Source organism: Rhizobium sp. AN68 (assembly GCF_030758035.1).
GTDB classification, from domain to species: Bacteria; Pseudomonadota; Alphaproteobacteria; order Rhizobiales; family Rhizobiaceae; genus Agrobacterium; species Agrobacterium tumefaciens.
In genome coordinates, this window is record NZ_JARWMI010000002.1 from 449,783 (window position 1) to 463,163 (window position 13,381).

A 13,381-nucleotide genomic window follows, 5' to 3' on the forward strand; every position below is an offset into this window, starting at 1 on the left:
GGCTGGCTTTCGACGGGAAAACGAAGAGGAGGAATTAAGAGGCTTTGATATTTCGCATTTGCGAACAAAGTGCTATTGAGGATCAGACCAAGACCAGATTACGACAGACATAATCTCGCATTCTTATTAATAGTTACGTTATTCGCCTTCCCAGCCGTGATTTTAAGGGCTGCAGACAGACCAGATATTCTAAACCGCCGAGCTTTATTCCAGGGCGGGTTATAAATTTTTATTACGTTGAAATTATTGAGGAAATCATGAAGACGGCAATCGTGCATGACTGGCTCACCGACAGAGGTGGGGCCGAAAAAGTGCTTCACAACCTTCTTGAGATCTATCCTGACGCGGATCTCTATTGCCTTGTCGATTTCATGAGCGATCGAGACCGGGGCTTTCTCGGTGGCAGGCCGGTCAACACCTCCTTCATCCAGAAACTGCCTTTCGCTCGTAAAAAATATCGCTCCTATCTGCCGCTGATGCCGCTGGCCGTCGAACAATTTGATCTCAGCGGCTACGATCTGGTGATTTCCTCAAGCTACGCCGTCGCCAAGGGCGTCATCACCGGACCCGGCCAGTTTCACGTCTCCTATATTCACAGCCCCATCCGTTACGCCTGGGATCTCCAGCACCAATACCTGAAAGAATCGAAGCTTAGTCGCGGTTTCGCCTCGTGGATCGCCCGTGCCGTTCTTCACTATATTCGCATGTGGGACATCCGCACCGCCAATGGCGTCGATCTCATGACGGTCAATTCCAAATTCATTCGCAGCCGGGTTCGCAAATGCTACGGACGCGACTCTACGGTTATTTATCCGCCAGTGGATACTTCCCATCTCTCCCCTTCCGACCTGAAAGGCGATTATTTCGTCACGGCTTCGCGGCTGGTGCCTTACAAGAAGGTCCACCTCATCGTAGAAGCCTTTGCAAAAATGCCCGATAGACGACTGGTCGTCATCGGCGACGGCCCGGACATGAAACGCATCAAGGAAATCGCCACTCCCAACGTCGAGATCCTCGGCTTCGTCGGCAATGACGAGCTTCACAAATACATGGCGGAAGCCAAGGCATTCGTATTTGCCGCCGAAGACGATTTCGGCATCGTCCCGGTTGAATCGCAAGCGCTTGGAACACCCGTCATTGCCTATGGAAAAGGCGGTGTACTAGAGACCGTTGTTCCTCTCGGCGCTTCCAATCAGCCAACCGGGCTTTATTTCCGCGAGCAAACGCCTGAAGCCATCTGCGCTGCGGTGCAGGAGTTTGTCGATAACTCCGACAGTTTCGACAAGAACGCCTGTGTCGACAACGCCGCCCGCTTTTCAAGTGAACGCTTCCTGCGAGAATTTGCCGATACCGTGAATTTCGCGCTGGCTGAACGGGCCTGACATGAAATTTTCAAGGTCGAATATATCCATATTGGATATACTCTGTTGACGTCGACAGAGCCACTCATAGGTAAAGCGAGTGGCGTCACCGGCCTTCTCTTATCCAGTGCAGGCTCGCCGTCGCCTTGTCCGCAATGCAGTCGCCGTGCATAATGATTCCTCGTTGTGAGCGAGGCGGCCCTGACCGGCCTACCTCATGAGTGATTTAGTCTTTGTACAAACAGAGGAATGTCACAAATTGGTATCTCGTAAATACCAAATCGTGATATTTATGCGGAATTATGAGCAGGAAACGCGTCGAGCCAAAGACGCCGTTGGGAAAACGGCTGACCGAGGTCCGCAAAGCACTGAAATTTGACGAGCGTGAGCCATTTGCCGAGGCACAGGCCTGACAGTTGCAATGCTTGGTTACTATGAACGGGGCGACCGTATTCCCGACGCTGGCGTTTTGGCTCTCTATCGTGAGCGGTTCGGCATCAATATAAGTTGGCTCGTGGCCGGTATGGGCGACATGTTTGACACCGCGCCAGCGGCACGTACTCTTGCCTACGACGTTGCCCTGCTGCAAAAAATCAGCGACCGGGTCGAGACGATCTTCGTGGAGTGTCGCCAAAAGTCGCCTACACGGTCTACAATAACGGAGGCCGCGCTTATTTATAACGAACTGGCCAAAACCATATCGGACATTCGCGACGTCCAGATGGTAGAGGCAATTTTACCCGTGCTTCTGCTACGCTTCAGGGAGCGTATAACGACAGCGGGATCGGGCCTCAGCAAATACGAATCTTCAGGGTTTTAATATTCAGCATATTTATACAGCAGCCACAATAGACAGATTTTTAATCTCATTCAATACTTCCTATACATGATTAGTATTTCATAATAAATTTTGCATCCACATCAACTAAATAGTTCACTAAATTATAAATAATTTTAAAATTTACATTAGGTGTTTTCATGGAAGATAAGGCGTTGCGTGATCACAGCTATGATATAGCCAAGGGTCTCGGCATTCTGGTCGTTTTTGACCACACGGGAATGATGGCCGCTATCCGTTTCGGGGTCAATGAGCGGCTGGCGCCGCAGACCAACCGGGGACTAAGGATCAGCCGCTGACTTAGGGAAAACATACTGCAAAACAACCAATTATCGTGTTTTTAAGTCAAACATGAAAGAAACTGGACAAGCGTGACAAAACTGCACTAGCGCTATTCGGTAATCGCAGTGATTATGCCGTCCGATTGAATATTGAAGAACGATGATACTGACGCCATTCGGGTTCGTGAAGATTGTGCATGCTACGGATTTCCCAGCGCAATTGAGCGACGACTTAACTTGAAGTATCGCCTTAAGTTAGGCAATAAGCCTGATGCCAGCGTAGACATTTCGTGACACGATTCTGCTGAACGGATGTAATGCCCGGTTGAGATTTGATTTACCGGTGTCAAATATGAAGTGCCGATTTTTATAAAACTATACGATGTCCGGTTTGTTTCTTTTTTCGGACGAAATTTATTTTGAGGACCAAATGCGTTTATTGAATGTTTCGATTCTGCTTGCCTCCGCAGCACTTGCGGGGTGCACCGTGACCGCGGCATCAGGCCCCGATGCGGCAACAATCGAATCCAACGCTTCAGTGAAATTCAGTTCCAAGGACAAAAAGAAAACTGCGGGCGTTGACTACGCTCTCATCGATATCAACAGTTCCGTCCTGAACTATGTCGGCGATACCACCACCGCTACCCTGCTCGGCAGTTTCGGCGGCGGCAAGGGTGGTGTTCCGGCGTTGCCGATGGGCGTTGGTGACGTGGTGCAGGTCGCAATCTTCGAAAGCCAGGCGGGCGGACTTTTCATTCCAAACGATGCGGGCAGCCGTCCCGGCAACTTCATCAGCCTGCCGAACCAGACGGTAGACCGGGAAGGCAATATCAGCGTTCCCTATGCCGGCAAGATCCGCGCAACAGGCCGCAATGTCGAGGATGTGCAGAGCGAGATCGAGGAGCGTCTGGCCAACCGGGCCATCGAACCGCAGGTCCTCATCACCAAGATTTCCAGCCGCTCCGCACAGGCATCGGTGCTTGGCGACGTCAAGGAGCCGACGAAGGTCCAGCTTTCAGAAGCGGGTGACCGCGTTCTCGACGTCATCTCCTATGCAAAAGGCCTCAGCGCCCCAAATATCGAATCCTATGTCACGCTGATCCGTCGCGGCAAGACCGCGCGCGTCAACTACAATCACCTTGTCAGCACGCCTTCCGAGAACATCTATGTGGTTCCGGGCGACACGGTCATGGTGGAGCGTGAACGCCGCACCTATCTCGCTTTCGGCGCCTCCGGCCTCAATGGTCGTTTCGAATTTGAGGACGCCGCGCTGAAGCTCTCGGATGCACTGGGCAAGGCGGGCGGATTGCTTGACTCCCGCGCAGACCCTGCGCAGGTCTATGTCTATCGTACCGTCAAACGCGATCTTCTCGTGAAGCTTGGCATCGACATGTCGAAGTTCCCGGGACAGGAAGTTCCGGTCATCTTCCGCGCCAACCTGCGCGATCCTTCAACCTTCTTTGCCACCACGAAATTCCCGATGCAGGATCGCGATATCATCTACGTCACCAACTCGCAGGCAACCGAACTTTACAAGTTCCTGGACCTCGTTGGCTCCGTTCCCGCAACGGCCGGCAACGTCTCCGAGGATGTACTTGCGACGCGCAACGCCATCCGGGCGTTCTGACCCTCGGCGACTCGCCGCTCCTGTTCAAAGCCGCCCCGGAAACGAGGCGGCTTTTTATTTTGGTCACGATTGGGGTCAAGTTCCGTGCATCGAGCCCGGCGACGGGCATATGCCCAAAACCGCCACAACCCTTGTTTCGCAAGGCAACATGGCGGCAGACATCGTCGCCGCCATTACAAAAGTTTAAGGTGATTTTGCAGCGCATTGGGTGTCTTGTGGGAGCTAAAGCTGCTCCCAGGGCTTGCCGAACATGTTCGGGAAACATGTATTGCTCTCATTTTGCGGAACCGTCAGATGAAACGTTTCTGGACCGCCCTCAGCGTTCTCGCCATCGCAGCCGCCGGCGCGTGGTATTTTAAAGATCGCCTGCCCCTTGATCAAATTCCCTACCTCAAACAATTCGCCAGCGTTTCGCCACATGCAGAAACGGCAACGGCCGATGGATCTGCCGGCAAGAAGGGCCAGACGTCGCAGAACGGTCAAGCCGGCCAGCAGACAGGCCAGAGGCAAGGTGGCGGGCGGCGCAATGGCGGGCCGCCTACCGTCAGCACCATCGCCGTCAACAAGGCGACGTTGCCAATGGACGCTACGGCGACGGGATGGGCGGTTGCCGCCGACATCACCAATATAGCGCCGCTTCAGGCCGGTCTCGTCACGGAAATCTCCGCGAAGGACGGCCAGCATATCAAGGCGGGTGATCTGATCCTCAAGATGGATGACCGTATCGCCCGCGCAGCCGTCGACAAGGACAAGGCCAATATCGCTGCCGATCAGGCAACGCTGGAACAGACGGAAGCCGCCTTCCAGCGCGCCGCCAATCTGGTCAAGCAGAGCGCAGAGTCCCAGCAGGTGCTGGATCAGGCAAGGGCAGCCAGGGACAGCGCCGCCGCAAAGATCGATGCCGACAAGGCGACTCTTGCTTCCGACCAAGTAACGCTCGAACATATGGAGATCCGTGCGCCCTTCGATGGGCGACTGGGCGATGTTACCGTCAGCCCCGGTGCCTATCTCAGCGCTGGCATCAATATTGTGACGATCACGAAATACGATCCCATCTCTGTCAGTTTTCGCCTGTCGCAGCGCTACCTGCCGCAATTGCGCGAAGGCGTTCAGAAGGACACGGCGGTCGATGTAGACCCGGCGGCAACCGGCGGCGAGCCCATGAGCGGCATGCTGCGTTTTTACGACAACGTCGTAGACCAAACGTCCGGTACCGTACTTGCCAAAGCGGAATTCAAGAACGATCGCGGGCTGTTGTGGCCCGGCCAGTCCGTCAACGTCACGGCTCATTTCGTATCCGACGCGGAGATGATCGTCGTGCCGACGGTTACCGTGCGGCCGGGGCCGAAGGGCAATTTCGTCTACATCGTCGATGACAACCACCGTGTTCATATGACGACCGTGGAGGTTGCCCGCTCCAACGGCGATATGACAGCCATTGCCAGCGGCCTCACCGGCGGCGAGCATGTGATCATCGAAGGCCAGTCGGGACTTGCCGACGGTCAACAGGTGGTCGAGCAATTCTCGGACAAGGGCGGCGCGGCCGCCAATCTGGCCGCCAATATTCCGCAGCAGGAACAGGTGGGTAACCCATGATCCCGAATTTCTGCATCAACCGACCCGTTGCAACCACCCTTCTCGCCATCGGCCTCGTGCTCGCCGGGCTTGCCGGTTTCCGCCTGTTGCCCGTCGCTGCGCTGCCGAAAGTCGATTTTCCGACGATCAGCGTTTCGTCGTCGCTGTCGGGCGCCTCGCCGCAAACCATGGCCACCTCGGTCACCACGCCGCTGGTGAAGCAGTTCGAGACCATTCCGGGTGTCAGCGAAATCAGCGCCACCAACACGCTGGGCAACAGCTCCATCGTGCTGCAATTCGATCTCAACCGTGACATCGACGCAGCGGCAGCAGATGTTCAGGCGGCGATTTCGCGCGCACAGCGGCAATTGCCAAGCAACATGACGACAACGCCGAGTTACCGCAAGACCAACCCGGCCGATGCGCCGGTACTGCTGCTTGCCATCAACAGCAAGGAGATGCCGACCAGCAAGGTGGACGAAATCGCCGAGAACATCATCTCGCCGCTGCTTTCAACCATCTCCGGCGTCGCGCAGGTGAGTATCTACGGCGCGCAGACCTATGCCGTGCGCATTGGCCTCGATCCCTCGCAGCTTCAGGCAAGAGGGCTTGGCGTCGATACCGTCACAACCGCCATCGCGCAGGCGAACAATCAGGTGCCCGTGGGCGCGTTGCAGAACGACAACCAGCGCCTGACGATAGAGGCAGACACCCAGCGCACCGATGCAGCGGCCTTCCGCTCGCTGGTGGTGGCGACAAGCAACGGTGCTTCCATCCATCTCGGCGATATCGCCAATGTCACCGACAGTATCGACAACCCCAATGCCGGCAGTTGGTTCGATGGCGAACAGGCGATCGTTCTTGCCGTGCAGCGCCAGCCGGACGCCAACACCGTTGATGTGGTGGATGCCATCCGGGCCAAGTTACCGGCGCTGCGCCAGCAATTGCCGCCATCGGTCAATATCAACGTCATGAATGACGCCTCGACCGCGATCAAGGACGCGATTGCCGACGTACAGTTCACGCTGCTCCTCACCATCGGGCTGGTGGTCGCGGTTATCTATCTCTTCACCGGGCATCTGACGGCGACCATTATTCCGGGCCTTGCCGTGCCGCTATCACTGATTACCGCCTTCGGGGCCATGTATGTTCTGGGGTACAGTATCGACAATATCTCGCTACTCGGGCTGACATTGTCGGTCGGACTTGTGGTGGACGATGCGATCGTCATGCTGGAAAACATCCTGCGACTGCACGAGGAAAAAGGCCTGACGATGCGCGAGGCGGCCCTTCAGGGCGCCGCGGAAGTCAGCGGCACCATTCTGTCCATGTCCATCTCACTGGTCGCAGTGTTCATTCCCATTCTGCTGATGGGCGGAGTGATCGGCAGGCTGTTTAACGAATTCGGCATGGTGGTCACGCTGGCGATCATGGCGTCGGCGCTGGTTTCGCTGACTGTCACGCCGATGCTCGCCTCACGGCTTTCGGGTCATTCCTCCAGACCGCCGGCCATCATCCGTTGGTTCGACGCCGGCTTCGAGCGCACGCTTCGCCTCTATGGCAAGGCCGTCGGCTGGTGCCTTTCCCATCGCCGCGTGGTTCTGGGCGCATTCCTGGCATCGGTTGCAGCATCGCTTTATCTGTTCGAGACTTTGCCTTCCAGCTTCTTCCCGCAGGAAGATATCGGTCGCCTTTCCGTGTCGACGCAGGCGCGTGAGGACATTTCCTATACCGCGATGCGCGATCTTCAGGCGCAGGTGGCCGATCAGATCCGCAAGAACCCGGCCGTGGTGCATGTGACCTCTACAGTCGGCGGCAACTCCCGCAACCCGCTGAATAACGGCTCGATGTTCGTGGAGCTGAAGCCGAAGGAAGAGCGTGCACCGCTAAGCCAGGTATTGGCGGAACTTGGCCAGGCGACATCGAAGGTGGCGGGCATCCGCACATATATCAATCCCCAGCAAAGCTTACGTTTGGGCGGGCGCAGCTCCGCCAGCCAATACCAGCTCGTCATTCAGGGCCTGAACGCCGACGCGACCAATGAATGGTCGAACAAGCTGATGGAGGCGATGCGCCGCGACCGCACATTCGCCGCCGTCAATTCCGACGCTCAGAACGGCGCAATTGCGGCGACGATTTCGGTCGACCCGGAAAAGGCAGCCGCCTTCGGCATCACCAACGACCAATTGCGCAAGACGCTGGAAATGTCGTTCGGCGGTTATACGGCGGCGCAAATCCAGTCGACCGGTGATAGCTATGATGTGATCGTCGAATTCGACAGTTCGAAACAGTGGAATGACGATTTCCTGAGCGACATCAACATTCTCTCGGCAAAATCGGGTGTTCTGGTTCCGCTTTCCAACTTCGCCACCCTCACCCGCACGCAGGCGCCGGTGACCATCAACCAGACGGGCCAGCTCGTTTCTACGACCGTCTCCTTCAACCTGCCGGATGGCGTGGCGCTTTCGGATGCGACGAGCCGTATTGACCAGATCAAAACCACCATCGGCCTGCCGCAGGACGTGTTCACCAGCTATGGCGGCACGGCGGCGATATTCCAGCAGAGCCAGGGCAATACCGGCATCCTCATTCTTGCGGCGGTGTTGACCATCTATGTGGTGCTGGGTGTGCTTTACGAAAGCTTCATCCACCCGCTGACCATCCTTTCCGGTCTGCCGGCGGCGGCTTTTGGCGCGCTGGTGGCGCTGAAGGTGATGGGCATGGATTTCTCGATCATTGCGCTGATCGGGCTGTTGATGCTGATCGGCATCGTCAAGAAAAACGCGATCATGATGATCGACGTTGCGGTGGAACTGATCCGCGAAAAGGCCGAACCGCCCACCAGCGCCATCCACGAAGCCTGCGTGCGCCGTTTCCGGCCGATCATGATGACGACCTTCTGCGCGCTGCTGGGCGCCCTGCCCATCGCCCTCGGCTCAGGCGCCAGCTCGGAACTGCGCCAGCCACTTGGTGTTGCCGTGGTCGGTGGTCTCATCGTCTCGCAATTGCTGACGCTGTTCATCACCCCGGTCATCTTCGTGGAAATGGACAGGTTGGGTACCTACCTCACCGGGCTGTTTTCGCGCAAGACATCGGCTAAAAAACACGCGGAACCGCAAAAGCCGGAAAGTGCCAGCGAACCCGATTCCGTCGCGGCATAGATCGTAGATACGCATTTCCGGACACAAACCGCGATGCGGTTTCTACCGGAAATGCTCTAATGCAAGCTTCCGAGGCGCTCCAGTGCCTCGGAAAATCCCTGTCCCTGCAACTGGAACGAAACCGTTCGGCCCTGCAGATCGGGGGCCTCTATTGTCAGGGTTTGTCCGGCCTTCAGCGCGGTTACAAGTTCGACGAACGGCGTGAAGGAAACGATGCAGCCCACGGGCAGACACGTGCTGACCTGAACTTCCTGCAACCGCACATTTCCGGATTTTACCGAAAACAGCTTTGTGACGGCAAGGCCGAAAGGCATGACCACGGTGCCGGAAAGCTTACCCGGCGTCCCGACATCATCAAGCCGGAACTCGACGGAGACGACCAGTTTGCGTGTCTTCTCCTCAAGCTGGACCTGAGCGATGGCGCAGAGCGGTTTTGCCGTCTCCGCCACCGGCTTACTGGCGTCATTATCATCTTTTTTCGCAGGCGCGACGCAAGCAAGCTGCCAACTCCCGTGAACCTCACGCAACGGCGCGTCCGCCTTTTTTCTGCATCTTGCGCGGGAGCACCGCCTGCCACCAAACCGGCGGACAGGAACACCGTGAGAGCCGTTTTCCAAAGCGTGTTTTGACTGCGCTTCATCAGAAACGAACTCCAAGTTGGGCTGAAGCAGATTGATCCAGAAGACCCGCGCCAAAAACCGCGCCGTAACGGAATGTCAAGGTGGCGGATGGGTTGAGATTGTAGCTAAGCCCCAGATTGATCAATGCCACGTCGCGCGCCATGGCAGCACTTGTCACAGAAAACGCACTGCCACCATCGTAGAACAGTGCACTCTCCATCATCGGATCGCCATAGGCATGACGCCACCCGATATCGAGCATCGCGCGTCCAAGCATCCCCTCCAACGCAATGTCACGGCTGATGCGCGCCCCGAGCGTCGAATAAAACTCGTCGTGGCTGACGGCACCCGAAGAGACGGCGGCGATACCGCCCATCTCCCGGAAAGCATCCGTCCGCGTATTCACGTAAGCGATATTGGCGTAAGGCTCGATATGGGTGAGATCGAAATCGAACCGCCAGGCGGCTTCGGCAAAGACCTGCGTGGTGGAAGCGTCGTAACCAGCGGTTAGGTCCTCCTTCAATGTTGAAAAGGAAACCGCCCGGCGCGTTTCGACATCCTGAAAGGCGTGGGTTGCACCAAGACGCAGGGATGCAGGGCCAATTGTTTTGCCCGCATAACCCGCCACATAGTAGCTGTCCACGTCAGCAGATGCCGCAGGAGAACCCTGGCTGATCACATCGCGGCCGTATCCGGCGGCCACCCCGGCACGCCAGCCATCAGCCAAATCTCCGTCAATACCAAAGAGGACGCCGCCGCCCTTCATGTCGGCCGATGCGCCGTTTCCATCGCCATCGATGCGGCCGCGAGAGCCGAAACCACTGGACCAGAACGTGAGTGAACCCTCGTCAATGTCAAACGGGTTTGATCCGCCTTCAGCATAGGCGACCGGCAGGATCGGGCGCGCATCGACACCTTCGAAAGCACTGCGCAGCCGGTTGAGAATGACATCGCGGGTGAGTTGGCTGCGGTTGATCAAAGCCATGGCAAGCGAGGGATGAATTTCCCCGGCAAGCTGCGCGAAGGCGGATTGGGTTTCGCCCTGCTGCAGAAACACGGCCGCCTCGTAGAGCGGCGAGCTTTCCCCAAGCGCCTCTATGGCGTTGGCGGCCCCGCGCGCATTGGCCGTCGATGTTTCAGCGGCCAAAAAGCCGGCATCCGGTGATGCCCGGGCGAAGGAAAGATAGGTGCTGCCGTCGTCGGCACTCCGGGCTACCCTTGCGGTCAGATAGGCGAAATTTTCGCCGACATTTGAAAACGTACCGGTAATTCCGCCCGTTGCCGTCAGGATCGTGTAGCGGGTGCTGAGGCTATAGGCAGTTTGGTTCGCCAGCGACGTAACGACAAGACTGACATCATTGTCGATGGTGATAGTTCCGGTCACGGCAAGCCTGTCGGAATTGCCGGCGGCGTCGATTTCAACCTCATAGCGAGAGCCACTAGCAAATGTTGCGCTGCCCGTGGAAGCCAGCGTGCCGATCGAATTGCCGGGCGCGAGCGTGCCACCCGAGCCGACGGTCAGGCCGCCGATGGTGCCGGAGCCGCCGAGTGTGGCACCGGTACCGACCGAAACAGCGCTTGCAACCGAACCATTGACGCTGAGCTTTCCAGAGGAAACCGCAGTGGTGCCCGTATAGGTACTATTTCCGGTCAAGACCAGATTACCATCGCCGGTCTTTTCAAAGGTGCCAGTACCGCTGATGGCATTGGAAAGCGTGCCGGCACCATCGACAACGAGTTGCGCATCATTGGCGATGCCGCCCGAGCCGAAACTTTTTGAGGTGCCTTTCAGCGTGCCGGAGGAAATCGTGGTGCCGCCGTAATAGCTGTTATTGCCGCCAAGCGTTGTGACGCCAGCTTCGGCAACGACTTTGCCCGCACCTGAAATATCGGCTGAGAGTATATAGCCGGTCTCGGAATGGTTGAAGACGATGCTGCCGTTGCCTGCACCGAAAGCAATCGTGCGCGCTTCCAACGCACCGGCTGAGCGGGCGGTTTGGCCCGCGGCAGCTCCGATGTTGAGCACGCCTGTGGAACCCGCCGATGCGGCAATGAGAATAGTGGGCGCAGCCAGCGAGGCTCCGCCGGTTATCTCCACGGAACCGTTTCCGGCATCGCCAACGACCATGAGATTGCCAACCGCAACGCGCGATCCCACACCGCTGACCAGAACGTTTCCATTCGATCCCGCCGCACTGCCCGCATAGAGATCATAGGCATCAAGCGATCCGCCATTCGTAACGGTCAAGCTTCCGGAACCTTCAAAACCCACATCGACGGAGCCGGAGTTCACAACGCCGTTGTCGATATAAGCGGTGACGTTCGAACCCGCTCCTGTGATCGTCATCGTGCCGGAGGAACCGCCAAGATCACCTAGCATCACCTTGGCAGCTTTGATACCGCCGCCGGCGCTGACCGACATATTTCCTGTAGTCCCGCCTCCGTATCCGACAAAAAACGTTCCGGTCATCGCCCAGCTCGATCCGTCGCCCGCCACCGTTACGGTGGAAGTGGAACCGCCATGGGACGCAACATAGCCGTCGCGGCTTTGCACCGTGCCACCGGCCTCGACGGTCATGGAACCGTTGCCGTCAAGGCCGACATTGAGATCGGCGCGGCTTTGCAATTTGCTGCCTGCGCCGGATACCCGGGCGGAACCAGTACCACCGGCATTTGTTCCGATGATGATATTCGCTGCATCGACAAGGCCGCCGCCCGTGACCGCCAGCGAACCCGTGCCATTTACCCCCACCTCGAGATCGCCACGGTTGACTGTCCAGACCGAGCCCTGCCCATCCACGGCGGCAGCGCCCGTTGCACCCGCCACAACGCCAAGCCGCGCCGTCGTACTATCAACGGAGCCACCTGCCAGGACGTTGAGCTTGCCGTTGCCAGCGGCACCGCCCAGATCGGCGGTGTCGCCGCCGATCTGCAGATTGCCGGTCCTCCAGTTGGAGCCGTCGCCGGTCACGGTCGCCTCACTCACCGAGTGGCGACCGATAATGGCCTCGCCACTGGTTACGGTCCCTGCGGCCTCTACGAGAAGCGTTGCAGCTCCAGAATTGCCAACGACGAGCGATCCGCCGCTTTGCAGCGCGGAGCCCAGACGGCTTACCGTCACGGAACTTCCGTCCGCAGAAGCCAGATTTGCAATCACCGTCGTTGTCTGACTGATGACCGTGCCGCCACCGGTTACGGTGAGCTTACCAACGCCTGCTTCGCCAACGACCATATCCCCGGACATGGTCCAGTGGCTGTCTTCACCGGAAACCAGCGCGGTTCCCGTCGTGCCGAGGTCTTCGGCCAGAACGCCTCTCGCGCTGTAAAGCTCGCTGGCGCCGAGCACCTCCAGATTTCCACCGCCGCCAGCTCCGGAAGACGACCCGCTCACAAAAACGGTGTCGGAAGTCGTGAGAGTGGAAGAGTTATCGAGCTTGAGGGAGCCATTTCCAGTCCCGCTTCCGCCAATAAGGACGTTCTTCGACGATGCCGTCGTGCCGTGCAAAAGGGAAAGGTTACCCACGCCGCTGCCACCGATGGAGACATCACCGTCATTCTGCCATTTCGCACCGATGAAACTTGCCGTGCCGGACGCGCCACTGACAGCGCCGAGAAAAACTGAATCTGTCTGCAAGCCGCCCTGCACTACCAGCGTGCCGGCCCCTGGCGCGGTGCCTATCAACAATTCACGGGCTTTGGCGCTCGTCCCTATCGTAATGACCGGCCCGTAGGTATCGATCATCACATCATCGCTGGCACCAGGCACGCGGCGCGACGGACCCCAGTCCGCGTCGGTAAACCAGTCACCCCCATCGGACCCCGTCCAGAGCAACGTTTCGGCGATAGCCTCCGATGTAGCGGCAAGCGAAAATATAAAGAAAAAAGACCCGCCGTCCCGCAGACGAAAAGCCTGCTTGG

Annotated in this window: 7 protein-coding genes and 1 pseudogene; 6 read left to right on the forward strand and 2 right to left on the reverse strand. The window is 57.7% G+C overall.

The features are described 5' to 3' along the window. Positions 1 to 257 precede the first annotated feature (257 nt). The 6 genes from RBH71_RS05520 to RBH71_RS05545 all read left to right on the forward strand — a co-directional run bounded on the left by RBH71_RS05520 (position 258) and on the right by RBH71_RS05545 (position 8,843). Positions 258 to 1,382: a glycosyltransferase family 4 protein gene (locus tag RBH71_RS05520; RefSeq protein ID WP_003510798.1), complete on the forward strand. Its 1,125-nt coding sequence runs from the start codon at positions 258 to 260 to the stop codon at positions 1,380 to 1,382. Positions 1,383 to 1,782: 400 nt separating this feature from the next. Continuing rightward, entirely contained in the window at positions 1,783 to 2,181 is a 399-nt protein-coding gene (locus RBH71_RS05525; protein WP_323687196.1) for an XRE family transcriptional regulator, read from the forward strand. A gap of 173 nt (positions 2,182 to 2,354) precedes the next feature. Further along, on the forward strand, positions 2,355 to 2,498 hold the full coding sequence (locus RBH71_RS05530; RefSeq protein WP_162692249.1) for a hypothetical protein: 144 nt from the start codon (positions 2,355 to 2,357) through the stop codon (positions 2,496 to 2,498). A gap of 412 nt (positions 2,499 to 2,910) precedes the next feature. Continuing rightward, complete coding sequence (locus RBH71_RS05535) at positions 2,911 to 4,107, forward strand: polysaccharide biosynthesis/export family protein (protein ID WP_013761539.1); 1,197 nt, start codon at positions 2,911 to 2,913, stop codon at positions 4,105 to 4,107. A gap of 294 nt (positions 4,108 to 4,401) precedes the next feature. After that, on the forward strand, positions 4,402 to 5,703 hold the full coding sequence (locus RBH71_RS05540; RefSeq protein ID WP_111802591.1) for an efflux RND transporter periplasmic adaptor subunit: 1,302 nt from the start codon (positions 4,402 to 4,404) through the stop codon (positions 5,701 to 5,703). Then, entirely contained in the window at positions 5,700 to 8,843 is a 3,144-nt protein-coding gene (locus tag RBH71_RS05545; protein ID WP_038494007.1) for an efflux RND transporter permease subunit, read from the forward strand. Before RBH71_RS05540 ends, RBH71_RS05545 begins: the two co-directional genes overlap by 4 nt. 56 nt (positions 8,844 to 8,899) lie before the next feature. On the opposite strand, the pseudogene RBH71_RS05550 reads toward RBH71_RS05545, so the two are convergent. Next, a pseudogene (locus tag RBH71_RS05550) lies at positions 8,900 to 9,483 on the reverse strand (invasion associated locus B family protein). Next, a complete protein-coding gene (locus RBH71_RS05555) occupies positions 9,483 to 13,295 on the reverse strand; it encodes an autotransporter domain-containing protein (RefSeq protein ID WP_416349304.1) in 3,813 nt (1,270 codons plus the stop codon). The pseudogene RBH71_RS05550 and the gene RBH71_RS05555 overlap by 1 nt, the downstream one beginning before the upstream one ends. Positions 13,296 to 13,381: the final 86 nt, after the last annotated feature.

Bases quoted from the DNA above. Each gene is read 5' to 3' on its own strand.
- RBH71_RS05520 (WP_003510798.1), top strand. From the start codon at position 258: ATGAAGACGGCAATCGTGCATGACTGGCTCACCGACAGAGGTGGGGCC.
- RBH71_RS05525 (WP_323687196.1), top strand. From the start codon at position 1,783: ATGCTTGGTTACTATGAACGGGGCGACCGTATTCCCGACGCTGGCGTT.
- RBH71_RS05535 (WP_013761539.1), top strand. From the start codon at position 2,911: ATGCGTTTATTGAATGTTTCGATTCTGCTTGCCTCCGCAGCACTTGCG.
- RBH71_RS05540 (WP_111802591.1), top strand. From the start codon at position 4,402: ATGAAACGTTTCTGGACCGCCCTCAGCGTTCTCGCCATCGCAGCCGCC.
- RBH71_RS05545 (WP_038494007.1), top strand. From the start codon at position 5,700: ATGATCCCGAATTTCTGCATCAACCGACCCGTTGCAACCACCCTTCTC.